This is a genomic window from bacterium (genome assembly GCA_016703265.1).
Lineage (GTDB): Bacteria > Krumholzibacteriota > Krumholzibacteriia > LZORAL124-64-63 > LZORAL124-64-63 > CAINDZ01.
On the sequence record JADJCK010000001.1, the window covers coordinates 195,461 to 222,030 of the forward strand.

Sequence of the window (26,570 nt, forward strand, 5' to 3'; positions counted from 1 at the left end):
GTGAGCGGGCATGGCAGACCCTTCACCGCGGCTGCGGGTCGCAGGACCGCCCCGTACCGCCACCGGAGACGTATGCTCGCGAGTTCGCGCACCCTGGTCCTGATCGTGCTCGCGGCCTGCCTGGCTGCGGGTTGCCCGGCCCCGCATGCAGGAGCCTCGGTGCCGGTCGCGGACGACGCTGCGCTGCATGCCTGGCGCGCCGCCCGCCGGGCCGAGGTGCGCGCACGGAGCCTGGCAAGCGCTGCGAAGACCCTGGCTGATCCCGCGGCCGCGCCGGCGCGCTTCGGACTGCTGGTCATCCCCGTCGATTTCGCGGACCACCGGCTGCCAGCCGGGTGGGATCCCGCCGGCCTGGCGCCGCGATTGACGGCGGTCGACGGACAATCCCTGCGTCACTATTTCACCGTCGCTTCCGCCGGGCGTTGCGAGGTGGTGCCGGTCCTCGCGCCGCTCGTGCGCCTGCCCGGCATCGCCCGCGACTACTCGGACATCGGCCTCAACGGATTCACGCGTTCGCGCCGGCTGGCCGCCCTGGCGATCGAGGCGGTCGCCGCCGCAGGCTTCGACCTGCGCGCGGCGGACCTCGACGGTCCCGATGGACGCGCCGGCACGGCGGATGACGACGGCTGGGTTGACGGTGTGCTCATCCTGCATGCCGACCCGGGCCAGGAGAACGATGCCGCGAACGGGCTCATCCAGGCGCTGCAGTACTATCTCGACCCGCCCTTCGCGGCCGAAGGCATTACCGCCGGTCCCTACGCCACGGCGAGCCTGGCCAGCGGCCCGGGCATCTGGGCGCACGAGACCGCGCACCTGCTGGGCATGGAAGACCGCTACGATCCGCTGCTGCCGCCCGACCCCGGGGGCGGCTCGGGCGCCGGCGACCTGGCCGGCGCCGGCGGCCTCGGCGTCTTCAGCCTCATGGCCGCCGGCGCCCGCGGCACCGGCGGCGGCTGGGGGCCCTCGCTGCCCGATGCCTATTCGCGCGCGCTGCTCGGATGGTGCGATGTCGTCACCATCGCGTCCAGCCCTGCGGGGGGCGACACGCTGCGGGCGGCGCCCGACGGCACCGAGACGCATCGTGTCTGGACACGCGGCGAACCCGGACCCGAGTTCTTCCTGCTCGAGGCGCGCGATCCGGGCGCGGCCGCCCCGTTCGACGCGGCGCTGCCGGCCGCGGGGCTCGTCGCCCTGCACGTGGACGAAACCGTGCCCGAAGGCAGCTGGCGCGACGACGGCTTCGGGCAATGGCACCTGCGCGCGCGGCTGCTCGAGGCCGACGGCGGCCGGGAACTCCGGGACGGGCTCGATGCAGGCGCCGCCGGGGATGTCTTCCCGGGCCCGGGCAACGTCACCTCGCTGGCACCGGACACGACTCCCTCCAGCGACGGCTACGGGGGACCGACCGGCGTCGCGATATCGGGCATCGGTTATGCCAACGGTCTCGCGGTCCATCACACGCTGGGTGACGCGCAACCGTGGCTGGACTTCGACGTCGCGTTCGGCGAGGGGCCCGTGCACGAGATGGTGTTGACGGCCCGCGTCCACGGGGGTGCGGCCGCTTCGCTGTCGCTGCGCGTCGAGGCGGTGGGCGAACCGGTCTGGGGCGATTTCGGCGGCGGTTCGCGGTCCGTGGAGGTTCCCCTGCTCGCGCACGGTGACGGCGCCTGGCGACCGGCTTCAACCGTCCGCTGGACGACCCCCGGCGGACAGCCGACGGATGCCTTCACGCGATTCCGCTACACCCTTTCCGGTCCGGGTGTCAGGACATGCGACGACACGCGGCCCAGGGCCTGGACGAGCACCGCTCTGGCGCTCGATTTCGCCGCGGGGTGGCCGGGTTCGTGGACCATCGAACAACCCGACGGGCCCGGCACCGCGTGGGAACGGTGGACCGGCGCGGATTCGCCGGCCCCAGGCCAGGTCCCGGTCCTCGTCTGCACCGCAGCCGCGGCCGATCCCACCGACTGGCCGAACGTCGCCTACACGAACGGGGGCCGCGCCCGCCTGACCAGTGGGCCGTTGGCCGGCGCCACGACCGGCGTCCGCCTCCTGCACTGGGTCGACGTGGAGTCGTTGCCGACCGGGGCGCCGATGGACGCCGCCGTGGTCAGCTGGATCGGCCCGGACGGCGCCGAGATACCCGCCGAGCCGCTGCGCGGCTGGCCCGCGCGCGTGGACCCGACCTCCGGCAGCGCCCTGCGCGGTCGCGGTTCGTTCGGGGGCTCGGCCGCCGAACTGACCCCGGCCGGCGAGCCGATCTGGCGCACGGACATCTTCCCGGTCCCGGCCGAAGGCACCGGCCCCTGGCGCCTGCGGCTGGAGTTCGCCGCCAATGCCCTGTGGCGTGCGCGCGGCTGGGTGGTCGCGCGCTGCGAGGCGCTCAGCGCGCCCCCGGCCGGCTTCGACGAGGATTGCCGCTGGTCGGGAAGCCTGTCCTGGGACTGGACCTGGGACGCCGGGGCGGCCGAGCCGCGGTTCGACATCCAGGCCCGCGCCAGGCCCGACAGCATCTGGACGACGCTGCTGACCGGCGTGCAGGACCCCGTGGACCGGGCGACGATCACGGCGCTGTTGCCGGGCCCACCCGACCGGCGTCACGAGGTGCGCGTCACGGGACCGACGTTGTGGGGAGTCCTCGCGCTGGAACCATTGACCGTGTACGTTGACGATGGTGCCGTTGCCGGGCCGTCACTGGGCGAGCCGTGGCCCAACCCGGCGGCGGCAGTTCTCCGTTTCACGCTGCAGGTTCCCGACGGAACCGTCGGCGAACTGCGGATCTACGACCTGCGCGGCCGCCTGGTTCACCGGCGCGACGTGCCTGCGGGCACCCTGCTCGCCACCTGGGACGGCAGCGACGCCGGCGGGCGACGCCTGCCCTCGGGGACCTATTTCCTGAAACTATCCGGCGCCGGTGCGCCCGTGACACGCAAGGTGGTGCTGCGACATTGAAGTGGCAGGTAAAGGCGACGCTGACGGCGCTCACGCTGGCGATCGTCCCGGCTGCGGCCGGGGCCGGTCCGCTCTTCGATCCCTGGCTCGAGAAGTTCCAGGTCGGCGCCGCCGGGGTTGCGGCGGGCCTGGATGACGGTTATCCGGTCGGCCTGCTGGAACCGGCGCGCATCGACACCGCCTGGACGCGGGCTGCCGCGCGCTGCCTGGACCCGCGGCAGACGCCGGTGCCCGGCGCCGACCTGACGCGTCGCTGGCTGGCGGCGCGAGATCCGGCCACCGCCGAGGAACGCCTTCGTGCGATGTCGCAGGCCGTCCGCGCCTACGCCGACACGACAGCTACGGCAACTGCGCTCGCCGCCGTCGACGGCGCGGCGGTGCTCCAAGGCGAGCTGGGGGCCCGGCGCTTCTTCGTCGCCCTGGCTTCCGGCGACCTGGCCGCCGCCCGCGGCATCGCCGACAACCTGGCGACGCGACGCGGTCCCGGCATCGAGCCGCGCGAGAATTTCACCTGGGGATTGCGCGCCCGCCGCGTGGCGCGACTCGGTGGCGGTCCCGCCGCCGAGAGCTCCACGATCTGGGCCGAGGCCCTGCCGCTGCCCTCGGTCGACGCCGGCAACGCCTGGGCGCTCTGGGTCGGGTATTGCCGCCAGCGCGGACAGGCCCCGATCATGCCGCCCGAAACCAGTGAAGCCTGGCGCGCCTTCTTCGTCGGCGCCGGTCGCGGCGGGGCGTGCAGTCGCAGGACCTGACCGCGTCCGGGCTGCCGGAGCCCTGGCGCGCGGCCGTGGGCGCCGCCGTGCTGCCCAAGGCGGCACTGGTGGCCCATTTCCGCCGGCATCCGACCCCTCCGGACGACATCGACCTGCAGGGGATGTGGGTGAACGGGCGCCGCACCGCCCAGCAGGGCGATGCCGCCGCCTACGAAGCGATCGCCGCCACGCCCGGCCTGAAGCCGACCTGGCGCCTGGACCTGTGGCGCCGCGCCGCAGAGCTGCGCCTGCTCGACGGCAGTGAGGTGCGGGCCCGCGCCGACCTCGACAAGGCCCTGGCCCTGGCGCGCGAGGGCAACGGCACGAACGCCACGCGGCGACGCCTGCGGCAATGGGTGGAACAGTCGATGGTGCGGGCCATCGCCAAGGGCGACCTGGCCGGCGCCCGCACCCTGCGTGAAGCCGGGCGCACCACGTTCACCGGGGCGGAGCTCGATGCGTTCCGCGCCGAGACCCGGCATTGGGAAGCCCGCCTCGGGGCCGCCGCCGCGGTGCCCGACACCGCCGAGATGACAGCCCGCGCCGCGTGGCTCGTGGAGACCGGGCGCGCGCCGCGCGTGAGGCCGGCCGATGCCGCGGTCCGGGACGCCTTCGTCGCGGCCGCCGACCGCCCGCTGTGGGACCTGTGGGTCAAGTGGGGGCTGTCGTTTGCGGACTCGAACCCCGGTGGCGGAGTTGCTGCCGAGTACGCCCGGCGCCTGGCTCGCGTGGCGGGCAGCAGCGCGCCGGCGGCAGCGGCCATGCTTGCCGTGGCCCCCCTGCTGGCGGAGGACCGTCTGGCCGGCCAGCTCCTGGATGCCGATGTGGCCTTCCTGACCGGGGGCGGAACGCCGGCGCGGCCTTCCCTGGTGCCGGCCCTGGTCCAGGCCGCCGGGAGCGATTACGTGCGCATCCACGCCCTCCTGGGGTTCGCTCTGGCCGCCGGCGACATGCGCGGGGCCCTGGGTGCGGCCAGTGTGCTGCCACAGCGCGGTTTGACAGCGGCCGAGCGAAGGCTATTCCTTTACCCCCTCCCGGGGCCGGGACCGGTGCGCGATGCCCTGCTGCGCGCGGAGAACGACCCGGCGCTCCTGCTCGCGATCGCGCGCAACGAATCTTTGTTCGAGGCCGGGGTACGTTCCTGGGCCGGCGCGCTGGGCTGGATGCAGATCACGCCCTTCCACTACGAGCGACCCGGCGCGTTGCCCGGGGCGGGCCATTGGAGCAATGCGCGGATTTCCATCGCCCGGGGCGACCACCTCGTGAGCGATGGGGCCCGACGCTACGGGGGCGACCCCTACCGGGTGCTGGCCGGCTACAACGCCGGCTACGAGGCCACCGATCGCTGGGACCGGCAACTGGGCGGCAATGCGGCCCGCGACATCTACCTGGCCTGGATCGGCTATCCCGAGACGCGCCACTATGTCGAGAAGGTCCTGGTCGATCGCGCCATCTACGAGGCCGTCATCGGCGGCACGGCGCCTGCCCGCGACTGAAGTACACCGCACAAGGAGCGACTCATGGCCAACGGCCTGCAGGGATGGTTCGAGAAGGCGTTCGGGAAGAAGAACCGCGATGCGGCGAAGCTGAGCCCGCTGGTCGAGAAGATCAAGGCCAACCGTGAGCGCTACCGCTCGCTGAGCGACGACGACCTTCGTGCCCTCCGCACCGAATTCGGGCGCCGCCACACGGCCGGTGAATCGCTGGATGACCTTCTCGTCGAGGCCTACGGCGTGGTCTGGGAAGGCTGCCGCCGCCTGACCGAGCGGAAGGCCACCTGGATCGTCTGGGGCCAGGAAATGACCTGGGACATGGTGCCGTACGACGTCCAGATGATGGGCGCCATCGTGCTGCACCAGGGCAAGATCGCGGAAATGGCCACCGGCGAAGGCAAGACCCTCGTCGCGATCATGCCCCTGTACCTGAATTCGCTGCCCGGGCGCGGCGCCCACCTGGTGACCGTCAACGACTACCTGGCCAAGCGCGACGCGCAGTGGATGGGCGGCGTGCTCGAGTTCCTCGGCTGCAAGGTCGGCTACATCCTGGGCGAGATGACGCCCGAGGAACGCCGCGTGGCCTACGCCTGCGACGTGACCTACGGCACCAACAACGAGTTCGGCTTCGACTACCTGCGCGACAACATGGTCGTGCACCCCGAGCACCTCGTGCACCGCGAGTTCTTCTACGCGATCGTCGACGAGGTGGACTCGGTCCTGATCGACGAGGCGCGCACGCCGCTCATCATCTCGGGCGCCGTTGACAAGTCGACGCACCAGTTCACCGAGATGAACCCGCGCGTGCAGAACGTCGTCCGTGGCCAGATGAAGATCGTCAACGACTGGCTGGGCGATGTCGAGCGCGCGCTCCGCGCCGCCGCCGACGGCGAGGACGTCAAGATCGACGACGAGACCGCGCTGAAGCTCCTGCGCATCAGCCGCGGCGCTCCCAAGAACCAGCGCTTCCGCAAGCTCGGCCAGATCCCCGGCGTCCTGGAGACGATCCAGCGCACCGAGGAAAACTACATGCGCGACAAGGCCATGTGGGAGGCCGACGCCGACCTGCTCTACGTGGTCGAGGAGAAGAACCACCACGTCGACCTGACCGAGAAGGGGCGCGAGGTCTTTGCCCGCGAGGAACGCGACTTCTTCGTGCTGCCCGACCTGGCCGAGAGCGCCGGCGCCATCCAGAACGACGAATCGCTCACGCCCATCGAGAAGGCGCAGCGCCTGGCGGCGATCGAGCAGGCGTATGCGCTGAAGAACGAGCTCATCAGCAACGCCGACCAGCTGCTGCGCGCGTACTCGCTCTACGAGAAGGATGTCGAGTACGTCGTGCAGGACGGCAAGGTGATCATCGTCGACACCTTCACCGGTCGCCTGCAGCCGGGCCGCCGGTTCAGCGAGGGCCTGCACCAGGCGCTCGAGGCGAAGGAAGGCGTGGTCGTCCAGCGCGAGACGCAGACGCTGGCCACGGTCACGGTCCAGAACTTCTTCCGCAAATACGAGAAGCTGGCCGGCATGACCGGCACGGCCGAGACCGAAGAGGCGGAGTTCAACGGGATCTACAAGCTGGACGTGGTCATCATCCCCTCGAACCGGCCGATTGCCCGCAAGGACCTCGACGACGTCATCTACAAGACGAAGAAGGCCAAGTACAAGGCGATCGTGGAGGAGATCAAGCGGCTCCACCGCCTGGGCCTGCCGGTCCTCGTCGGCACGACCACCGTCGAGGTGAGTGAACTGCTGAGCCGGCTGCTGAAGCTGCAGGGCATCAACCACAACGTGCTGAATGCCAAGCACCACAAGATGGAGGCCGAGATCGTCTCCGAGGCGGGGCGCATCGGCGCGGTGACCATCGCGACGAACATGGCCGGCCGCGGCACGGACATCAAGCTGGCCCCCGGCGTGCTGGACCTGCCGTCTAAATGGCCGAGCGACCCGGACCTCAAGAAGGAGGAATGGGAAGGCCAGGCCACCGGCCTGCAGATCATCGGCACCGAACGGCACGAGAGCCGGCGCATCGACCGGCAGCTGCGCGGCCGCGCCGGCCGCCAGGGCGACCCGGGCCAGGCCATCTTCTTCCTGTCGCTCGAGGACGACCTCATGCGCCTGTTCAGCCCCGAGCGCATCATCAAGGTGATGGACAAGCTGGGCGTCCAGGAAGACGAGGTCATCACACACTCGATGGTCACGCGGGCGATCGAGAAGGCGCAGATGCGCGTCGAGAACCAGAACTACGACACCCGCAAGCACCTGCTCGAATATGACGACGTCGTCAACAAGCAGCGCGAGGTCATCTACGGGATGCGTCGCGATGCGCTCGAGGGCCACGAGCTGGGCGAGCAGTTCAGCGACTTCCTGGAGAACGCCGTCGACGGGGTGCTGGCCGAATGCATCGACCCCGAGACCGTGCCCGACGACTGGGACCTCGAGAAGCTCCAGCGCCTGTGGGGACCGCTCGTACTGGCGCCGCTGCCGATTGCCCCGCGTGAGCACCTGGAGATGGGCTACGACGCACTGGCCGAGCGCCTGCGCGACCAGGCCCGCCAGCGCTACCAGGCCAAGTGCGAGCTGCTGGGCGAGCACCTGACGGGACAGCTGCAGAAGTTCGTGATGATCCAGATCCTGGACGAGCAGTGGCGCGACCATCTCAACGAGTTGATCATGCTGCGCAGCGGCATCGGCCTGCGCTCGTACGGGCAGCGCGACCCGCTGGTCGAGTACAAGGGCGAGTCGTTCCGGATGTTCGAGGCGCTCGTCGGCAGCATCGAGAAGTCGGCCATCAACCTGTTCTTCCGGGCCGAATTGGCGCCGCCGCCCGAGCGGCCCGCGACGCCGCCGCCGGTCATGCAGACGAAGCACCAGGAAGTCGCGGCTTTCGGCAGCGCTTCCACCGAGCCGGCGCCGGACGAGGATGCCATCGCGGGGCGTCCCCGACCGGTGGTCAACGTGGCCTCGGCCAACATCGGGCGCAACGACCCGTGCCCCTGCGGCAGCGGCAAGAAGTACAAGAAGTGTTGCGGCGCCGTCTAGGCGACGGGCCGGGCCGGGGCGGCCGGTCTTGCCGCCGGGGGATGCCCGTGCTAGGTTTGGCCACGTCAGCGGCCATTGGCCGGTGACGGAAAGCGATGCCAGCGATGAACACCGAACGTGGTAAGCATAAGCACCTGCTGGTTTTGCTGCTCGAGGCCCTCTCGGGGCGCCGAGGTTTCGGCCGCCAGGCTGACCCGGTTGCGCGAGCGCATGACGGCCTCCGGGCTCGAGGAGGAGGACGTTCACGCCCTCCTGGACTGGATCGAGGAGCGTCTCCTGCCGGACAACCGCCAGGACTGGCCCCAGGAACCGGCCCCGGACGCCCCGTCGGACAAGGCCTTCCGCCTGTTCGGCGAGATGGAGGACGAATACCTGACGCGGGACGGCCTGGGCCTGCTGCTGGACCTGTTCAACACGGGCCAGATCGACCGTGCCCAGATGGAAGCGCTGCTGCAGTATTCGTCGCACATCGCCTTCCGCCCTTTGACGCCCTATGACCTTGAGCCCATCCTCGAGCAGGTCCTGTTCCGCCCCGGGCGGCCGGGCCTGACCGGGGGCGCCTCGGAAGGCTTCGACAATATCCATTGAGGCCGGCCATGGTCGTCCTCAGAAACGCGAAACCGGCCGCTGGCTGCCACGGCCGGGTTTTGCTTGAAGGACGGGCCGTTTGAAACTGATCATCGTCGAGTCTCCCGCCAAGGCCCGGACCATCACGCGCTTCCTCGGCGACGGCTACGTCGTCGCGTCCAGCTACGGTCACATCCGCGACCTTCCGGCGTCCGCCAAGGACATCCCCGCCCGCTACAAGAACGAGTCATGGTCTCGCCTGGGCGTGAACATCGACGACCGCTACGCGCCCATCTACATCGTCTCGCCCGACAGCCGGGCGCAGGTCGCCGAGCTGAAGAAGCTCCTGAAGCAGGCGGACGAGATCCTGCTCGCGACGGACGAAGACCGCGAGGGCGAGGCCATCAGCTGGCACCTGCTCGAGGTGCTCGAGCCCAAGGTGCCGGTTCGCCGCATCACGTTCCATGAGATCACGCGCAACGCGATCATGGCAGCGCTGGAGAATCCACGCGAGATCGACATGGAGCTCGTGCGGGCGCAGGAGGGCCGGCGCATCCTCGACCGCCTCTACGGCTACTCGCTGTCGCCCGTGCTCTGGAAGAAGGTGCGGACCAAGCTGTCGGCCGGGCGCGTGCAGAGCGTGGCGGTGCGGCTGGTCGTCGAGAAGGAAGAGGAGCGGCAGGCCTTCCGCGTGGCCAGGTACTGCGATGTCGAGGCGACGCTGGCCGGCCGGGATCTCGAGTTCGGCGCGCGCCTGACCACCGTGGACGGCAAGCGTGTGGCCGGCGGCAAGGATTTCGACCCGGCTACCGGGGCCCTCAAGTCGGGCGAGGGGCGCCTGCAGCTGGGTGAGGCGGAGGCGGCCGGCCTGGCGGCAGCCGCGAAGGCGACCGTGCCCTGGCGCGTGAGCGCCGTCGAGCGCAAGGAGACGACACAGCGGCCGGCGCCGCCGTTCATCACCTCCACGTTGCAGCAGGCCGCCAGCAGCAAGCTCAAGATGACGCCGCAGCGCGTCATGCGCATCGCCCAGCGACTGTACGAAGGCGTGGGAGACTTCGCCGAGGGCCTCATCACCTACATGCGTACCGACTCGCTGACCCTCAGCGAGGGTGCGCTGGCCGAGACGGCCGAGCTGGTCGCCCGCGAATACGGCCCCGAGTACACGAACGGGCCGCGGCGCTACCGGACGCAGTCGAAGGGCGCGCAGGAAGCGCACGAGGCGATCCGCCCCACGCACGTCAGTCGCACGCCGGCCTCGGTGGCCGGGCGCCTGGACAAGGACGAACTGGCCGTCTATACGCTCATCTGGAACCGCACCGTTGCCTCGCAGATGGCCGACGCCAAGCTGGACAAGACCGCGGCCGACCTCGTGGTGAAGGCCGACGGGCGCGAACTCACCTTCCGGGCCAACGGCTCGGTCGTGAAGTTCCCGGGCTTCCTCCGCGTCTACGGCGACCGCGGCCAGGACGCACTGCTGCCCGACCTGCGCGAGGGCCAGTCGATCGGCGGGGCCGCAGCGAGCGAGCCGGGCGGCATCGACGTGAAGGATGTCACGCATGCGGCGCACGAGACCCAGCCGCCGGCGCGGTACACCGAGGCTTCGCTGATCAAGAAGCTGGAGGAGGAGGGCATCGGCCGCCCCTCGACGTACGCGTCCGTCATCGCCACCATCCAGAGCCGCGAGTACGTGGCCAAGAAGGGCGGCGCGCTGCTGCCGACCTACATCGGCATGGCGGTCACGCACCTGCTGCGCGAGCACTTCAACCGCTACGTCGATGTCGCGTTCACGGCGCGCATGGAAGAGGAACTGGACCAGATCGCCGCCGGCGAGCGCGACTGGGTCGAGTTCCTGGACAGCTTCTACCACGGCCGCGGCGACGAGGCGGGCCTGGAGAAGGATATTTCGGTCGGCCTGGACCGCATCGAGTTCCCGCGCATCCACGTGGGCGACGATCCCGAGACGGGCGCGCCGATCGTGCTGCGGATCGGTCGCAACTACGTCTCGGTGAACATGGAAGGCGACGACGAGCGACGCGCCACGGTGCCGGTCGACCTGCTGATCGACGAGCTGACGCCGCAGCGCGCGCTCGACCTGATCACGGAGCGCGACCGCTCCCGCGAGCCCATCGGCCGGCATCCGGAGACCGGGCAGGACATCTACGCGCTGACGGGGCCGTTCGGCCCCTACCTGCAGCTCGGCGAGCAGGAGGGCGACACGAAGCCCAAGCGCATCAGCCTCGGCGCCAAGACGGACCTCTCGACCATCAACCTCGACTACGCGCTGCGGCTCCTGAGCCTGCCGCGCCTGATCGGCACCGATCCCGCCACCGGCAAGCCCGTGCGCGCCGGCCTGGGCCGGTTCGGGCCCTATGTCGAATGCGAGCGCGTCTTCGCGAGCGTGGCCTCGGTCGACGAGCTGTTCAGCGTGACGCTCGAACAGGCGCTCGAGCGCATCAAGAACAAGAACCGGCGGCCGGTCCTGCGCGAACTGGGACCGCACCCGGAGACCGGCCTGCCGCTCGTCATCTGCAAGGGCCGTTACGGCCCGTACGTGACCGACGGCAAGTCGAACGGCACCATCGGGCGCGACACCGACCCCGAGGAAGTGACCGTGGCCGACGCGGTGGCATTGCTCGTGGCGGCTGCGGAACGCGCGGCGCAGGGCGGCGGACGACCGGGGCGCGGCGGGCGCAAGGTCACCAAGAAGGCTGCCGGCAAGGCCGTGAAGAAGACGGCGAAGAAGGCCGGCTCCGGCAAGACCGTGAAGAAGACCACCGCGAAGAAGACGGTGAAGAAGGCCGCCAGGAAGGGCGATGGCGCCGCCGCGACCAAGGCCGCGCCCCGTAGGCGTCCTGCCGGGCCCGGCACCGAGTGAGCGCCGCGCCGCCGCAGGTGACGGTGGTCGGCGGCGGCCTGGCCGGCTGTGAGGCTGCCCTTCAGCTTGCGCGGCTCGGCGTGCCGGTGCGCCTGGCCGAGATGCGCCCCGTCTCGGGCTCGCCCGTTCATCGCGGCGATGCGCTGGCCCAGATCGTCTGCAGCAATTCCCTCAAGAGTACCGAACCGGCCACCGCGAGCGGTGTCCTCAAGCAGGAGCTGGATGCGCTGGGCTGCCGGCTGCTGGACGCGGCGCGCGCCTGCGCGGTGCCGGCCGGAAGCGCGCTGGCGGTCGATCGCGACGCGTTCTCCCAGGAAGTTGCCGGGCGCCTGGCGGCGGCCGGCGTCACCGTGGACCGCGGGCCGGTGGAATCACTGCCCGTCATCGCGGACCACCTGTGGCTGGTGGCGACCGGGCCGTTGACCTCGGCAGCACTGGTCGAGGAACTGGGCCGCGTCACGGGCCGCCCGGCCCTGCACTTCTTCGACGCGATCGCGCCCACGGTCACCCTGGAGTCGCTCGACCTGGACCGGCTCTACCGCGCCGCCCGCTACGGCAAGGGCGACAGCGACTACCTGAACTCGGCCCTCGACCGGGAAACCTACGAACTCCTTCACCGCGAGCTGATCGCCGCCGAGAAGGCCGACGTCCACGCCTTCGATCGCGACGAGTTGTTTGCCGGCTGCCAGCCGATCGAGGAGATCGCGGCTTCCGGTCCCATGTCGCTGGCCTTCGGTCCGCTGCGTCCGGTGGGGTTGGCTGACCCGCGCGCCGGCGGGCGTCGCCCGCACGCCGTCGTGCAGCTGCGACAGGAGAACCGGGAGGGCACGCTGTTCGGGCTCGTCGGATTCCAGACGCGACTGAAGCAGGGCGAGCAGCGCCGCGTGCTGCGCCTGATCCCCGGCCTGGAGAACGCCGAGTTCGTCCGCTACGGCCAGTTGCACCGCAACTTCTACCTCGACACGCCGCGGTGCTGCGAACCCGACTTCTCGCTGAAGGGACGCGCCGACATCCTGGTGGCCGGCCAGATGACGGGCGTGGAGGGCTACGTCGAATCCATCGCCTCGGGACTGCTGACGGCGTGGCACGCCGCCGCGCGGTTACGGGGCCTGGCCCTGCCGGCCCTGCCGCGGGAGACGATCCTCGGCTCCCTGCTCGGCGGATTCCTCTTCGACCAGACCACCGCGCGACTGACGCCGATGAACGCGAACTTCGGCCTGCTGCCGGACCTGCCCGAGCTGGTGCGCGACAAGCGCCTTCGCAAGCTGGCGCGTGGCGACCTGGCCGCGCGCGAACTCGCCGCCTGGCTGGCGCAGTCACCCGTGCGCGCGTTGCTCGCCGGCTGAGCCGCCCCGCTTGCCAGCCCTGCCCGCCGATGGTACGTTCCCGCCCCGTCGGCAATCCGCCGTCCGCGCCCCCTGGACCGGGAGGGAACCTGGGCCATGGATCCGCTCCAGCCGTACCTCGACCACCTCGGCATCGAACGGGGGCTGAGCCCGCGCACGGTGACGGCCTACGGTCGCGACATCCGCGACTTCCTGGCCACCGCCGTCGCTTCCGGGCTGGTGGAGGAGCCGGCCGGTCGCGACCAGTGGCCGCGCCTGGCCGGGCAGCGCGACCTCATCCGCACGCACCTGGCAGCCCTGCGCCGCCGCGGCTGCCGCCCAAGCACGCTGGACCGCCACCTGGCGGCGATCCGCTCGTTCTACCGCTACCTTAAGCTGACGTCGCAAGTCGAGGATGTGCCGGGAAATCTGGGCATCGGACGCGGCGGACGGCGGCGCGAACTGCCCCACGACCTGAACGTGGAACTGACCGCACGGCTGCTGGAAATGCCGGACACGGCGACGCCGCGCGGGCGCCGTGACCGCGCGCTGCTCGAGGTGATCTACGGGCTCGGGCTGCGCCTCGCCGAGGTGACGGGGCTGGATTTGGGTGACTTGGATTTCCCGGAGCAGCGCGTGCGCGTGCTGGGCAAGGGCAACCGCGAACGCGTGCTGCCGCTGGCCGGCTGCGCCGCCGACGCGCTGGCCGTGCACCTGGCGGGGTCGCTGGAACCGGGCCTGTGGCAGGACGTGCGCGACGGCGCCGCGGGACGCACCGCGGCAGCCCTGCCCGTCTTCGAGGGCCGGCCGGGGCGACGCATCGGTCGCCGCACCGTGCAGGCGCTCGTGGCACGTTATGCGGGGGAACTGGCGCAGGTCGCCGGCGTTTCCCCGCACACGCTCCGGCACAGTTTCGCCACGCACCTGCTCGACGGCGGGGCCGGCATCCGTGTCGTGCAGGAACTGCTCGGGCACCGGCACCTGTCGACCACGCAGATCTACACCCATCTGGGCCGCAGTCGGCTGCGGGCGAGCTTCGAGGCCGCCCACCCGCGCGCCCGCACCCGCCGCGGCGGTTGAGTCGCGGCCCACGGAAGGACCCCATGAAGATCCGTTCCACCACGGTACTCGCGGTGCTGCGCGACGGGCGCGGCGCGATCGGCAGCGACGGCCAGGTCACGCTCGGCAATACGGCCGTCAAGCACGGCGCCGTCAAGGTGCGCCCTCTGTTCGGCGGCCAGGTGCTCGTTGGTTTTGCCGGCGGTGCCGCCGACGCCTTTTCCCTCTTCGAGAAGTTCGAAGGGCACCTCGAACGCTACCGCGGCCACCTCAAGCGCGCCACGGTCGAGATGGCGCGCGAGTGGCGGAGCGATCGCGTCCTGCGTCGGCTCGAAGCGATGATGGTCGTCATGGACCGCACCGACATCTTCACGGTCTCCGGATCCGGCGACATCATCGAGGCCGACGACCATCTGGCGGCCATCGGCTCCGGTGGACCGTACGCACTGGCGGCGGCCCGCGCGCTGGCCAGGCGTACCGACCTGTCCGCGGCCGAGATCTGCCGCGAATCCCTGCAGATCGCCGGCGAGATCTGCATCTACACGAATACCAACCTCACCATCCTGGAGACAGGCGCGGAAGGCGGCGAGCCCCATGCAGATCCGGCAGATTGAACACACCTCGGCGTGGACGTGCCCGCAGACGGTGGCGATGCTCGACCGCTACATCATCGGGCAGGCCGACGCGAAGAAGGCCGTGGCCATCGCCCTGCGCAACCGCTGGCGCCGGATGCAGCTGACCGGCGAGGCGCGCCGCGAGGTCGTGCCCAACAACATCATCCTGATCGGGCCGACGGGCGTGGGGAAGACGGAGATCGCGCGACGCCTGTCGCAGCTGGCGGACCTGCCGTTCCTCAAGGTCGAGGCCACGAAGTTCACCGAGAAGGGCTATGTCGGCCGCGATGTCGATTCGATGGTGCGGGACCTGGTCGAGGCCGGCATCGCACTGGTGCGACGTCGGGCTGAATCGCGGCACACGGTCGAGATCGACGCCGCCGTGGAGGAGTCGCTCGTGGACATCCTCTTCCCGCCCCTGGCCGGCATGAAGGACGACCCTGAACGGCAGGCGCGCTGGGAGCGCAGTCGCGAGAAGATCCGCTCGCAGCTGCGCGAAGGCGTGCTCGAGGACCGCGAGGTGACCGTGGCCGGCGAGCAGCAGCGGATGCCGCTCGCGAACATCTTCACCTCGGCCGGCGAGGAGTTCGACGCCTCGATCGGCGAGAGCCTGCGCGGCATGTTCCCGCGCCAGAAGACGGAACGCCGCGTGCCGGTGGCCAAGGCGCGCAAGCTGCTGCGCGAACAGGAGGCCGAGAAGCGGCTCGACCAGGACCAGATCACGTCCGAGGCGATCGAACTCGTCGAGAACGGCGGCATCATCTTCCTGGACGAGATCGACAAGATCGCCGGCGGGCGCGGCCACAGCGGCGGGCCCGACGTGAGTCGCGAGGGCGTGCAGCGCGACCTGCTGCCGATCGTCGAGGGGTCCACCGTCAGCACTAAGTACGGGCCGGTGAAGACGGACCACGTGCTGTTCATCGCGGCGGGCGCCTTCCACATGAGCAAGCCGAGCGACCTCATCCCCGAGCTGCAAGGCCGCTTCCCCATCCGCGTGGAACTGCAGAGCCTGGACCGCGCGGATTTCGTGCGCATCCTGCGCGACACCGAGGGTTCGCTGATCCGCCAGTACCAGGCGCTTCTCGAGGTCGACGGGTGCCGGCTGACGGTGACCGATGACGCCATGGACGAACTGGCCGGGCTGGCGGCCGAGCTGAACAAGCGGATGGAGAACATCGGCGCCAGGCGGCTGCAGACGATTCTCGCCCAGCTGCTGGACGACGTGCTGTACGACGTTCCCGAGTCGCACCGCGGCGACCTGGCCATCGACGGCGCCTTCGTCCGCGAGCGGCTCGGCGCCATCGTGCGCGACGAGGACCTCACGCGCTACATCCTGTAGCCGCGCGGACGAACCCCAAAGCGGGCTGGACGCGGCCCGGCGATGGGCTATTTTTGCGGCGCCGGCACGACCGGCGGCGGATCCACCCAGGCGTTAGGAGCGGGACGTGGCGGACAAGCGGGATTTCCTGGCGATCGACGACTACACGCTGCCCGAGTTGCGGGCGATTCTCGACCTCGCGAAGCAGACCAAGCCCCTGGCGCGGGCGCACACGCTGCCCCACACGCATCCCAACCGGGTGCTGGCCTGCGTGTTCGCCAAGCCCAGCCTGCGCACGCGCATCAGCTTCGAGGTCGCGTTCCGCCAGCTCGGCGGCCAGACGATGTTCATCACCGACAAGGAAATCGGGATGGGCACGCGCGAGTCGGTGCACGACGTCGCCAAGGTGCTCAGCCGCATGTGCGACGGCATCATGATCCGCTGGTTCGACCATGACGAGGTGGTGCAGCTGGCGAAGCACGCCACGGTGCCGGTGATCAACGGGCTCACCGACCTGAACCATCCCTGCCAGGTGATGGCCGACATCCTGACCGTCGAGGAGCACCTCGGCACCATCGAGGGCAAGAACGTGGTCATGGTCGGCGACGGCAACAACCTGGCCGTGAGCTGGCTGAACGCCGCGATCCGCTTTCCATTCAACTTCATCCTCGCCTGCCCTAAGGGCTACGAGCCGAACGAGGCCATCGTCGCCAAGGCCGAGGCCGCCGGCGCCTCCTTCTGCATCACCAACGACCCGCAGGAAGCGGTCGAGGGCGCCCATGTCATCTACGGCGACGCCTTCTACAGCATGGGCCAGGAGGAAGAGGCCGTGAAGCGCCGGAAGGACTTCGCGAACTTCCAGATCTCGGCACCGCTGCTGAAGGCCGCGCACAAGGACCACATCGTGCTGCACTGCCTGCCCGCCCACCGCAACCAGGAGATCACCGACGAGGTGATGGACGGCCCGCAGTCGGTGGTGTTCGACGAGGCCGAGAACCGGCTTCATGCCCAGCGCGCCATCCTGGCGACGCTCATCAAGTAGGCGGCATGAAGCTCGCGCGACCAGGAACGGGGACCCGGAGCGGCAGGTGGCCGGTCCGCGGTCTCACCGTCGGGGGCGGGCTGGCCGCCTGCCTGCTGCTGGTTGCCTGCGCCGTGGTCGAAGCGCCGCCCGGCGGTCCCGTGGACCTGACCCCGCCGCGCCTGGCCGCCGCCTTCCCCGAGTCCGGGTCGGTGGCGGTCGGGCCGGTGCGCACATTTCGCCTGTCGTTCAGCGAGAAGATGACGCGCCAGCCCGCCGAGGGCTGGCTGCATTTCTATCCCGCCCAGCGTTTCCGCAGCACGAGTTGGAAGGGGGCGCAGGTTGCCGAGGTCGAACTGTTCGAGCCGCTGCCCGCCGACACGGTCGTGGTGGTGGAGGTCACGGCCTCGCTCCAGGACGCGCACAAGGTGAAGTCGCGCGGGAGCCGGCGCTATCCGCTCGCGACCGGGGCCGCGCTGCCGGGCGGCCGGCTTGCCGGCGCCCTGGTCATGGGTGATTCGGCCGTGACCAACGGCGTCCTCGAGCTGTTCGCCGTCCCGCCCGACACCGTCGAGTATTTCCAGCAGCCGTTGCTGCGCCGCACCGTCACCGACGAGGCCGGGCACTGGTCCTTCGACTGGCTGCCGGCGCCCGGTGGCCCGTGGCTCGTGCGTGCCTTCAGCGACAACGACGCCAACCTGCGGGCGGGGGATCGCGAGGCCCAGCGCGTGGTCCCGGATACCCTGAGGTTGAGCGCGGAGAAGCCTGCGATCGAGGTGGGCGTACTGACGCTCTATTCCCACGGCACGCCAGGACTGCTGCGCGTGCCGGCCTTCGATCGAAGCGGCTGGCCGGGGACCTGGGCCGCCTGGCCCCTGGCCGTGACCGAGAACGACACGGGCTGGACGCCCGGAGTGCAGCCCGCCGGGCCGCGGGACAGGCGCGCATCGCCGCTGATGCCGGAGGCGGAGACGCTCGTCGCCGACGTACCGTCCGGCGCCGTTCGCGTCGTCGTCTTCGCCGACGTCAACGGCGACAGCCTGCTCGGCGACGTGACGGGCGACCTGCTGCGCGCCCTGGCGACGGCCGCCGGCTGGCCCGACACCCTGCGCGCCGTGTCCTACCTGGAGCCGTGGTGGCTGGTGGAGGGCCTGCAGGTGCCGCCGGGCCTTGCCGCCCCGCTGCGCGTACCGGCCCAACCGCCGACATTCACCGCCCGGGCCGTGCCCGACAGCGCCCGCACCACCGGCACCGCGCCGGACAGTACTGCGACCCCGAAGGAGTGACCATGGATCCCGCCCACGCGCCGTTCCGCCTGCCCTTCGTGAAGATGCACGGGGCCGGCAACGATTTCATCATGGTCGACCACCGCGTGCTCTCGGCGGGCCTGGCCGACGGGAAGCTCGACGGCGAACTCATCGCGGCGCTCTGCGACCGGCGCAAGGGTGTCGGCGCCGACGGGCTGATCATCATCGGCCCCGGTTCCGCCGCGGGCACGTCGTTCCGCATGACGTACTTCAACTCCGACGGGGGCGAGGCCGAGATGTGCGGCAACGGCGCCCGTTGCAGCGTGGCCCACGCCCACCACCTGGGCCTGGCCGGCCGCGAGTGCCGCTTCGACACCTGGTCCGGCGAGCTTTCCGGCTGGGTGCACGGACCGGGGGATATCGAGATCACGCTGCCTGCCTGGCGCAACCTGGACCTGGCCGTTGCGCTCACCGACACGCCCTGGGACCTGCATGCGTCCTGCAATACCGGCGTGCCCCACCTGGTGATCCCCGTGGCCGATGTCGACGCCGTCGACCTTGTCCAGTGGGGCCCGCGCCTGCGCCGGCACCCGCTGTTCGGCGCCGCCGGGACCAATGTGAACTGGGTCTCGCCCGATGGCCCGCGCGGCGCCTGGCGCATCCGCACCTACGAACGCGGGGTCGAGGCCGAGACCCTGGCCTGCGGCACTGGCGCCTCGGCAAGCGCCGTGATACTCTGCGCGCTGGGCCGGGCCGAGAGTCCCGTCCGGCTGCATACCCGCGGCGGCGACGTGCTTGCCGTGGCCGTCGACCGCGAAGCCGGCGCGTTGCGCCTGCGCGGTCCGGCCCTGGTGGCGTTCGAAGGCGAGGTCGTTCTCGATGGCTGACAAGACCTGGGCGATGCCCGATGGCGTCTACACGGCGCTCGTCACGCCGTTCACGGCGGACGGCGCGGTGGACCGCGCGGCCTGGCGCCGGTTGGTGCAACGGCAGGTGGACGGCGGCGTGGCCGGCGTGGTTCCCGTCGGCTGCACCGGCGAGGCAGCCGTGCTCACGCGCGAGGAACGGGAGTGGCTCGTGCGGACCGCCGTGGAGGTTTGCAAGGGGCGCTGCGCCGTCGTGGCCGGCTCCGGCTCCAACTGCACCCGCGAGTCGATTTCCCAGACGCGCGATGTCAAGGCCTGGGGCGCCGACGCGGCGATGCTGATCTCGCCCTACTACAACAAGCCGCAGCAGGCCGGCCTGCTCGCGCACTACCGGGCCATCGCACGTGCCGTCGACATCCCGCAGGTGATCTACAACGTGCCCGGCCGCACGGCCGTGAATATCCTGCCCGAGACCGTGGCGCAGCTGGCAGCCGAGCCGAACGTGGTCGCGCTCAAGGAAGCGAGCGGCAACCTGGCCCAGATCGAGGACGCCATCGCCCGCTGTGACCTCAAGGTCTACTCGGGTGACGACGGGCTGAACTTCAGCATCTACGGGCTCGGCGCCGCCGGCGCGATCAGCGTCGTGAGCAACCTGCTGCCGGGCACCCTGACCCGCATGTGGAAGGCGTTCGCCGCCGGCGACCTCAACCGCGCCTGGCCGCTGGCGCGCAGCCTCGACCCGGTCTGCAACGCCTGCTTCGTGGAGACGAACCCGGTGCCGGTGAAGGAACTGCTGTCGATGGCCGGCCTCTGCCGCCGCGACCCCCGCCTGCCGCTGGTGCCGGTGTCCGAGAAGAGCCTGACGCGGCTGGTCCAGTTCTACGAGGGCACGCTTGCGGCCATGCTGGCGCAGGACACCACCGGAGGCGCCGCGTGACCGCCACGCTGCCGCTGGCCGTCGTCGTCCATGGAGCCGAGGGCCGCATGGGGCGCCTGGTGGCGGCGTTGGTCGAGGCGGCGCCGGATTGTGCGCTCGTCGGCCTGGTGACCGAACCCGGCCGCCTGGTGCCGGCCGGCGTGTTGCACCCGACCCTGCCCGCCATCGGCCAGGACGCGATGGCGATGCTGCTGCCGTCCGGCTGCGTCATCATTGATTTCTCGCTGGCACCCGCGCTGCCCGGCCTGCTGGCGGCGGCGGACCTGCTCGATGCGCACCTGGTCAGCGGCACGACCGGCTTCACGGCCGAGCAGCACGCGCTGCTGCAGCGCCACGCGGAGTCGCACCCGGTTGTCCACGCCACGAATTTCAGCATCGGCATCCCGGCACTGCAGATGGTCCTTCAGCTGCTGGCGCGGACGCTGCCCGCCGGTTTCGACGCGGAGCTGGTGGAGACGCACCACACGGCCAAGCTCGACCGGCCGAGCGGCACGGCGCGCACGCTGGCCGAGGCCTGGCAGCGCGCCCGCGGCGGCGCTCCGGCGCCGGTGCATTCGCAACGAATCGGCGGCGTGGTCGGTGAGCACACGTGGACGATCGGCGACCAGGAGGAGACCCTCGTGCTGACGCACCGTGCGCAGTCACGGAGTGCCTTCCTGCGCGGCGTGCTCCCGGCGGTGCGCTTCGTCGCCGGCCGCGAACGCGGCCTGTACGGGCTGGGGGATGTGCTGCAGGACCTCGGGCAGCGGGACAGCGACCGTTGAAGCAGGGAACAGCAGCTCCGATTCCGGGTACAGTCCTGATTCGGGCTACAACAAGAGGGCCTCTCGTGTGGAGAGGCCCTCGAAGTGTCCCACAGCGATCGCATCGGCAGGCAGGCGAGCTGCCTGCGGGGCGATTACTTGGTGGCGGGCTTCAGCGAGGCGGCGGCCAGGCGGCTCTTCAGCCGGGCGGCCCGCTTCTTCGGCATGAGACCCTTGCGCGCCTGCACGTCGACGAGGCTGTACATTTCGGACAGCGACGACGTCTTTTCCTCGGTGCCGGCAGCGCGGAACGCCTTGATCCTGGACCGCATCAGCGAGCGGTTGGCCCGGTTGCGCTCGTTGCGCTTCTGGCTCGTGATCAGGCGCTTCTTACAACTCTTGTGATGGGGCACGTTTACGACCTCCGTCAGGGTTTCCACAGACGGGAAAAGATACCCACCGGGGGCGGCGATGTCAAGCGACCACAATGATTTCGACGACGCGCCCGGTCCGCCCTCCCCAGGTGGGCCGGAGCCTGCCCAGGAGCCCGTTCCCGAGGCCCTGCCGGAGCCCCCCGGCCGAGGTGCGCGAGAAACTCGCCGCCCTCCCGGCGGCCCCCGGCGTCTACCTGCACAAGAACCGCCAGGGCCGGGTCATCTACGTCGGCAAGGCCGCGCGCCTGAACCAGCGCGTGCGGTCCTATTTCCAGGCCGGCGCCGACCACGACCCCAAGACCGGCACCCTCGTGCGCCAGATCGGCGATTTCGACTTCATCGTCACCGAGACCGCTGCCGATGCGCTGATCCTCGAGGACCAGCTCATCAAGGAGTATCGGCCCAAATACAACATCCGCCTGACGGACGACAAGGCGTACCCGTACCTGCGCGTGACCCTCAACGAGCCCTTCCCGCGCGTGGAGGTGGTGCGCCGCCTCGAACGTGACGGCGCCCGCTATTTCGGGCCCTTCACCGACGTGCACGCGATGCGCGAGACGCTCAAGTTCGCGGCCGGCGCCTTCCAGGTGCGCACCTGCCACCTGGGGCTGCCGGAGCAGACCGTCGACCGGGCCTGCCTGGACTGGCAGATCGGCCGCTGCAGCGCGCCCTGCGTGGGATACGACGACCAGCAGTCGTACCGCGAGAAGGTGAGCCGGCTGGTGCGCTTCCTGTCCGGCGCCGAGGACGAGGTGCTCGCCGAACTGCGCACGCAGATGGCGCAGATGGCCACCGACCGGCGCTACGAGGAGGCCGCCAGGCTGCGCGATCGTGTGGCGCGGCTCGACCGCACGATCAGCCATAGCCGCCCCGTCTCGGGCGTCAGCGGCGACGTCGACCTGGTCGGAATCGCCCGCGACGGCGAGGACGCCTCCGGCGTGGTGATGCGCGTGCGCAGCGGCCGCATCCTGACCACGCACCATTTCCTGCTGACCGACCGGCTGGACCGCGGGCTCGGCGACATCATGGCCCAGCTCCTGCGCGAGTACTATCCGCGCGCCGGCGATATCCCGGCCGAGATCCTGCTGTCACATGCCGTGGAGGACGTGGAGGACTGGAACCTCTGGCTGCGCCGCCTGCGTGACGGCGCCTGCGCCCTCAAGGTGCCGGTGCGCGGGGCACGCCACCAGGCGGTGGACCTCGCACGGACGAACGCCGCCTTCAAGCTGCGGCAGGCAGCCGTGAACCGGCACCTGCGCCCGTCGCGCAAGGTGACGCCCGCCGACATCGAACTGCAGGAGGCGCTCGACCTGCACACCGTGCCGGACACGATCGAGTGCTTCGACATCTCGAACTTCCAGGGCCGCGAGACGGTGGCATCGCTGGTCTACTTCAAGGGCGGCGAACCGCTGAAGAGCCGATACCGGCGCTTCCGCATCCGCACCGTTGAGGGCTGCGACGACTTTGCCAGCATGGGCGAGGTGCTCGACCGCCACTACGGCAAGCTGGCCGCGACAGGCGGCGAGCCGGCCGACCTGATCGTCGTCGACGGTGGGGCCGGACAGCTCGGCGTGGCGCGCGAGGTGCTGGCCAGGCACGGCTTCCACAGCGCACAGCTGATCGGCCTGGCCAAGCGCGAGGAGACGATCCACCGGGAGAACGGGACCATCAGCCTGTCCCGTCGCAGCGAAGCGTTGAAGCTGCTGCAGCGCGTGCGCGACGAGGCGCATCGTTTCGCGATCACCTACCACCGCCTGCTGCGCGACCGCAAGACGACCGCCAGCGAACTGGACCTCGTGCCCGGCATCGGGCGCATCAAGAAGCTCGCGCTGCTGTACCATTTCGGTTCCGTGGCGCAGGTGCGGGCGGCCTCGGCCGCCGAGTTGTCGGAGGTGCGCGGCCTGAACCGCCACGATGTCGCCACCCTGCTGGCCTTCTTCGCCGCGCGCTCCGGGCCGGCTGCGGACGAGCCATGAGCCGCAGCGACGAACGCGAGAAGCGCTGGGACGAGGCCGTGGACAACTTCCTCGGCCACGCCGGCGTCGAGAAGGGCCTGGCGGCGGCGACGCTCGAGGCGCAGCGACACGATCTTGAACGCCTGCGCGCCTGGGCCACCGAGTCCGGGTTGTCCGGCCCCGAGGCTGTCAGCGACAGCAACCTGCGTGCGTTTCTTCTGGCCAGTTCCCACGACCTCGCGGCGACCTCGCGTGCACGTCTGCTGTCCACGCTGCGCTCGTTCTTCCGCTTCCTGCAGGCCGAAGGCCGCCTCAAGGGTGATCCCACCGCGACCATCATCGCGCCCAAGCGGGGTCGCCACCTGCCCGACGTGCTCGGCGTGGCCCAGGTCGAGCGGCTGCTGGAGTGGGGCGATGCCTCGCCGCCCGGCCTGCGCGACCGGGCAGCGCTGGAACTGCTCTACGGCTGCGGCTGCCGGGTCAGTGAACTCTGCGGCCTCGACGTCGCCGACCTTGACCGGGCCGAGGCGGTGGTGCGGCTGCGCGGCAAGGGCAGCAAGGAGCGGCAGGTGCCGGTCGGCGAGCCGGCCCTGGCCGCCGTCGCGGCCTACCTGCAGGGCGGCAGGCCGCACCTGGCAGGGAAGCGCCCGAGCCCGGCCCTGCTGCTGAACCAGCGCGGCGGCCGGCTGTCGCGCGTGTCGGTGTGGTCGCTGCTCAAGAAGGCGGGCGCGGCTGCCGGCCTGCCGGCCACGATCTCCCCGCATACGCTGCGGCACAGCTACGCCACGCACCTGCTCGAAGGCGGGGCCGACCTGCGCGTGGTGCAGGAACTGCTGGGCCACGCCGACATCTCCACCACCGAGATCTACACCCACGTGGACCGCGCCTGGCTGGCAGAGGCCTGGCGCTCGGCCCATCCGCGGTCCGGCCGCCGCTGAGGCCCGGTACGGCCCACGCGGTGGCCCCTTTGACAGGACCCATGGCCGATGGTACTGTTGCGCGACTGCGACCCACCGAGGGAGCCCGCCGCTTCGGCTCCATCCATGCAACCAGCTGAAAGGCTGAGAGTTGAGCGATCTGAATCCCGCCGGCCGCCGTGTCATCCTCAGCGGCATGCGGCCGACCGGCCGCCTGCATTGGGGAAACTACACAGGCGCCCTGGAGAACTGGGTCCGGCTGCAGGACGAGTATGACTGCCGTTTCATGGTCGCCGACTGGCACGTGCTGACCACGGCGCTGGACAAGGTGGGCGAGATCACCGCGAACAGCCGCGAGATGTTCCTCGACTGGCTGGGCGCCGGGCTCGACCCCGACCGCTCCGTCCTGTTCCTGCAGTCGTCGATCAAAGAGCACTCCGAGCTGTTCCTGCTGATGAGCATGATGATCAGCATGGGACGGCTCCAGCGGAACCCGACGTTCAAGGAACAGGTGCGCGACCTCAATCTCGGCGGCGAGATCAGCTTCGGGCACCTCGGCTATCCCGTGCTGCAGGCGGCCGACATCCTGGCCTACCGCGCGCACGCGGTGCCCGTGGGCGAGGACCAGCTGCCGCACCTCGAACTGACGCGCGAGATGGCGCGCCGGTTCAACTTCCTGTTCGGCGAGACCTTCCCCGAACCGGAGGCGCTGGTGACGAAGTTCGCGCGGTTCCCCGGCACCGACGGCAACCGCATGAGCAAGTCGCTCGGCAACACCATCGAGATCTCCGCGACACCGGACGAGATCCGCACGAAGATCAAGCCGGCGTTCACCGACCCGGCGCGCCTGCGGCGCAGCGACCCCGGGCATCCCGAGGTCTGCGGCGTCTACACCTGGTACCAGAAGTTCCTGCCCGAAGCGGTGCCCCAGGTCGCCGAGGAATGCCGGAGCGCCGCGCGCGGCTGCGTCGACTGCAAGAAGCAGCTGGCCGAGGCCGCCATCACGCACTTCGCGCCCCTGCGCGAGCGCCGCGCCGAATATGAAGCGAACCCGGCGCGCCTGGACGAGATCATCGCCGCCGGCTGCGAGCGCGCCCGCGGGCTGGCCAGCGAGACCATGAAGAGCGTCCACGACGCCATGGGGATCGGCTGAGCATTCGCATCGGCTGAGCATGGGCATTGGCTGAACACGATCGGCGGACCGATGGAGCGGGGAGACGACACGGTGCAGGACAGCGACGTGCTCAGTGAAGAAGACGGTGCGGCGCCGGCCCCGGCGCCCGTGCGCGCAGGCCGGGGCAGCCCCGAGACCTGGAACCTCGACGCGCTGCCGCCGGAGCTGGATTATTTCCGTTCCAGCGCCGCCTACCAGATCGAGCTGACCGGATTCCAGGGCCCGCTCGACCTGCTCCTGTTCCTGCTCGACAAGGACCAGGTCGACATCTACGACATCCCCATCGCGCGCATCACCGACCAGTTCATCCGGCACATCGAGGTGATGCAGTCGATCAGCCTCGACCAGGCCGGCGAATTCATCGCCATGGCCGCGACGCTGCTCGTCATCAAGATGAAGATGCTGATGCCCTCGCGGGCCGACGAGGAAGAGGAAACCGAAGAGGACCCGCGCGCCGAGCTTGTGCGCCGCCTGCTGGAGTACAAGCGCTTCAAGGAAGCGGCACTCGCCTTCCAGGAGCGCGAGGACGAGCGCAGCCAGTACCACACCCGGCAGCTTCGCTTCCCGTTCACCAACGACCTGGCCGTGGAGCCGGCGTTGCGCATCGAGATGTTCGACCTGCTGGCCGCGCTGGCCGGCATATATGACCGCGTGCGGAAACGGCCCGTGCACGATATCGTACGTGAGCCGTTTACGGTCGACGAGAAGATCGAATTGATCGCCTCTCGCACCGTTGACGGCAGTCTTGTTCGTTTCGAGGAACTGTTCGCGGACGACACCATCAAGATGGAAGTCGTGGTCACCTTCATTGCCATCCTCGAGATGGTGAAACGAGGACGTCTCGTGTTCGTGCAAACCGAACCCCTGGGACCGATCTGGCTGCAGAGCGCGGCGCCCGCCGCCGAAGGGTCCGACCTGGAAGAGTCCGCTGTCGCTGTCGCGCCCATGCCGGTCGCGGATCCCGCCCGTCCCATCGGCGCTGCCGACGACGATGACGACGAGGACGGCTGGTCCGACGAGGACCTCGACGACGATGACGATGACGATGACGACGTCGAGTGGGATGACGACGACGACGATGATTGGGTCGATGACGACGACACCCCGGACGGTGACGACGCCAAGGACACCGCGTCGCAGGCCGAAGTCGTGGCCTCCATCGACGACAAGGACGACGAGGACGATGAAGCCGCCGTCGCCGACCCCGATGACGATGAAGACGATGACGAGGACTGGGACGACGACGACGAGGACGACTGGGACGACGACGATGACGACGACG

The 26,570-nt window shown here is 70.4% G+C and carries 20 protein-coding genes and 1 pseudogene; 19 read left to right on the forward strand and 2 right to left on the reverse strand.

Annotation, left to right across the window (positions count from 1 at the left end; translation table 11 throughout):
• Window positions 1–72: 72 nt before the first annotated feature.
• The 4 genes from IPG61_00925 to secA are packed head-to-tail and all read left to right on the forward strand — an operon-like array spanning window position 73 to window position 8,236.
• Complete coding sequence (locus IPG61_00925; GenBank protein ID MBK6732665.1) at window positions 73–2,952, forward strand: T9SS type A sorting domain-containing protein; 2,880 nt, start codon at window positions 73–75, stop codon at window positions 2,950–2,952.
• Window positions 2,949–3,704 (forward strand): hypothetical protein, encoded by a 756-nt coding sequence (locus IPG61_00930; protein MBK6732666.1) that lies wholly within the window; start codon window positions 2,949–2,951, stop codon window positions 3,702–3,704. The genes IPG61_00925 and IPG61_00930 overlap by 4 nt, the downstream gene beginning before the upstream one ends.
• Window positions 3,686–5,200 carry a transglycosylase SLT domain-containing protein gene (locus IPG61_00935; protein ID MBK6732667.1) on the forward strand — a complete coding sequence of 505 codons (1,515 nt, stop codon included), beginning with the start codon at window positions 3,686–3,688 and terminating at the stop codon, window positions 5,198–5,200. Before IPG61_00930 ends, IPG61_00935 begins: the two co-directional genes overlap by 19 nt.
• Before the next feature lie 24 nt (window positions 5,201–5,224).
• Window positions 5,225–8,236, forward strand: a complete 3,012-nt coding sequence (gene secA / locus IPG61_00940; protein ID MBK6732668.1) for a preprotein translocase subunit SecA — start codon at window positions 5,225–5,227, stop codon at window positions 8,234–8,236.
• 65 nt (window positions 8,237–8,301) lie between these two features.
• Here secA and IPG61_00945 read toward each other — a convergent pair whose 3' ends face one another.
• Window positions 8,302–8,448 (reverse strand): hypothetical protein, encoded by a 147-nt coding sequence (locus IPG61_00945; GenBank protein MBK6732669.1) that lies wholly within the window; start codon window positions 8,446–8,448, stop codon window positions 8,302–8,304.
• On the opposite strand from IPG61_00945, the gene IPG61_00950 reads away from it, so the two are divergent.
• From IPG61_00950 to IPG61_01000, 11 genes are all read left to right on the forward strand, one after another.
• Entirely contained in the window at window positions 8,447–8,824 is a 378-nt protein-coding gene (locus IPG61_00950; GenBank protein MBK6732670.1) for a DUF494 family protein, read from the forward strand. The two genes, IPG61_00945 and IPG61_00950, sit on opposite strands and share 2 nt — an antisense overlap.
• Window positions 8,825–8,903: 79 nt before the next feature.
• A complete protein-coding gene (gene topA / locus IPG61_00955) occupies window positions 8,904–11,678 on the forward strand; it encodes a type I DNA topoisomerase (protein MBK6732671.1) in 2,775 nt (924 codons plus the stop codon).
• Window positions 11,675–13,024: a methylenetetrahydrofolate--tRNA-(uracil(54)-C(5))-methyltransferase (FADH(2)-oxidizing) TrmFO gene (gene trmFO, locus IPG61_00960; protein MBK6732672.1), complete on the forward strand. Its 1,350-nt coding sequence runs from the start codon at window positions 11,675–11,677 to the stop codon at window positions 13,022–13,024. Before topA ends, trmFO begins: the two co-directional genes overlap by 4 nt.
• A gap of 96 nt (window positions 13,025–13,120) precedes the next feature.
• A complete protein-coding gene (locus IPG61_00965) occupies window positions 13,121–14,083 on the forward strand; it encodes a tyrosine-type recombinase/integrase (protein MBK6732673.1) in 963 nt (320 codons plus the stop codon).
• Between the two features lie 23 nt (window positions 14,084–14,106).
• Window positions 14,107–14,676: an ATP-dependent protease subunit HslV gene (gene hslV, locus IPG61_00970; protein MBK6732674.1), complete on the forward strand. Its 570-nt coding sequence runs from the start codon at window positions 14,107–14,109 to the stop codon at window positions 14,674–14,676.
• Window positions 14,657–16,015: an ATP-dependent protease ATPase subunit HslU gene (gene hslU, locus IPG61_00975; GenBank protein ID MBK6732675.1), complete on the forward strand. Its 1,359-nt coding sequence runs from the start codon at window positions 14,657–14,659 to the stop codon at window positions 16,013–16,015. The genes hslV and hslU overlap by 20 nt, the downstream gene beginning before the upstream one ends.
• Before the next feature lie 106 nt (window positions 16,016–16,121).
• A complete protein-coding gene (gene argF, locus IPG61_00980) occupies window positions 16,122–17,036 on the forward strand; it encodes an ornithine carbamoyltransferase (GenBank protein ID MBK6732676.1) in 915 nt (304 codons plus the stop codon).
• 5 nt (window positions 17,037–17,041) lie between these two features.
• Window positions 17,042–18,301 carry a hypothetical protein gene (locus tag IPG61_00985; protein MBK6732677.1) on the forward strand — a complete coding sequence of 420 codons (1,260 nt, stop codon included), beginning with the start codon at window positions 17,042–17,044 and terminating at the stop codon, window positions 18,299–18,301.
• A gap of 2 nt (window positions 18,302–18,303) precedes the next feature.
• Entirely contained in the window at window positions 18,304–19,149 is an 846-nt protein-coding gene (locus IPG61_00990; protein ID MBK6732678.1) for a diaminopimelate epimerase, read from the forward strand.
• Window positions 19,142–20,065: a 4-hydroxy-tetrahydrodipicolinate synthase gene (locus IPG61_00995; GenBank protein MBK6732679.1), complete on the forward strand. Its 924-nt coding sequence runs from the start codon at window positions 19,142–19,144 to the stop codon at window positions 20,063–20,065. Before IPG61_00990 ends, IPG61_00995 begins: the two co-directional genes overlap by 8 nt.
• Window positions 20,062–20,829 (forward strand): 4-hydroxy-tetrahydrodipicolinate reductase, encoded by a 768-nt coding sequence (locus IPG61_01000; GenBank protein ID MBK6732680.1) that lies wholly within the window; start codon window positions 20,062–20,064, stop codon window positions 20,827–20,829. The genes IPG61_00995 and IPG61_01000 overlap by 4 nt, the downstream gene beginning before the upstream one ends.
• 134 nt (window positions 20,830–20,963) lie before the next feature.
• Here the strand turns inward: IPG61_01000 and rpsT are convergent, their stop codons facing one another.
• Complete coding sequence (rpsT, locus tag IPG61_01005) at window positions 20,964–21,221, reverse strand: 30S ribosomal protein S20 (protein ID MBK6732681.1); 258 nt, start codon at window positions 21,219–21,221, stop codon at window positions 20,964–20,966.
• Between the two features lie 170 nt (window positions 21,222–21,391).
• On the opposite strand from rpsT, the gene uvrC reads away from it, so the two are divergent.
• From uvrC to IPG61_01025, 4 genes and pseudogenes are all read left to right on the forward strand, one after another.
• Window positions 21,392–23,218, forward strand: coding sequence for an excinuclease ABC subunit UvrC (gene uvrC / locus IPG61_01010; GenBank protein ID MBK6732682.1), 1,827 nt, complete (start codon window positions 21,392–21,394; stop codon window positions 23,216–23,218).
• On the forward strand, window positions 23,215–24,135 hold the full coding sequence (locus IPG61_01015; GenBank protein MBK6732683.1) for a site-specific tyrosine recombinase XerD: 921 nt from the start codon (window positions 23,215–23,217) through the stop codon (window positions 24,133–24,135). The genes uvrC and IPG61_01015 overlap by 4 nt, the downstream gene beginning before the upstream one ends.
• 175 nt (window positions 24,136–24,310) lie before the next feature.
• Window positions 24,311–25,267, forward strand: coding sequence for a tryptophan--tRNA ligase (gene trpS, locus IPG61_01020; protein ID MBK6732684.1), 957 nt, complete (start codon window positions 24,311–24,313; stop codon window positions 25,265–25,267).
• A 51-nt stretch (window positions 25,268–25,318) separates the two neighbouring features.
• Window positions 25,319–25,792 (forward strand): annotated as a pseudogene (locus tag IPG61_01025) (segregation/condensation protein A).
• Window positions 25,793–26,570 lie beyond the last annotated feature (778 nt).

Coding starts and splice junctions, on each gene's coding strand:
- IPG61_00965 (MBK6732673.1), top strand. CDS start 13,121: ATGGATCCGCTCCAGCCGTACCTCGACCACCTCGGCATCGAACGGGGG.
- IPG61_01015 (MBK6732683.1), top strand. CDS start 23,215: ATGAGCCGCAGCGACGAACGCGAGAAGCGCTGGGACGAGGCCGTGGAC.
- IPG61_00950 (MBK6732670.1), top strand. CDS start 8,447: ATGACGGCCTCCGGGCTCGAGGAGGAGGACGTTCACGCCCTCCTGGAC.
- IPG61_00990 (MBK6732678.1), top strand. CDS start 18,304: ATGGATCCCGCCCACGCGCCGTTCCGCCTGCCCTTCGTGAAGATGCAC.
- IPG61_00995 (MBK6732679.1), top strand. CDS start 19,142: ATGGCTGACAAGACCTGGGCGATGCCCGATGGCGTCTACACGGCGCTC.
- hslV (MBK6732674.1), top strand. CDS start 14,107: ATGAAGATCCGTTCCACCACGGTACTCGCGGTGCTGCGCGACGGGCGC.
- IPG61_00925 (MBK6732665.1), top strand. CDS start 73: ATGCTCGCGAGTTCGCGCACCCTGGTCCTGATCGTGCTCGCGGCCTGC.
- IPG61_00945 (MBK6732669.1), bottom strand. CDS start 8,448: ATGCGCTCGCGCAACCGGGTCAGCCTGGCGGCCGAAACCTCGGCGCCC.
- trpS (MBK6732684.1), top strand. CDS start 24,311: ATGCGGCCGACCGGCCGCCTGCATTGGGGAAACTACACAGGCGCCCTG.
- IPG61_00985 (MBK6732677.1), top strand. CDS start 17,042: ATGAAGCTCGCGCGACCAGGAACGGGGACCCGGAGCGGCAGGTGGCCG.
- secA (MBK6732668.1), top strand. CDS start 5,225: ATGGCCAACGGCCTGCAGGGATGGTTCGAGAAGGCGTTCGGGAAGAAG.
- hslU (MBK6732675.1), top strand. CDS start 14,657: ATGCAGATCCGGCAGATTGAACACACCTCGGCGTGGACGTGCCCGCAG.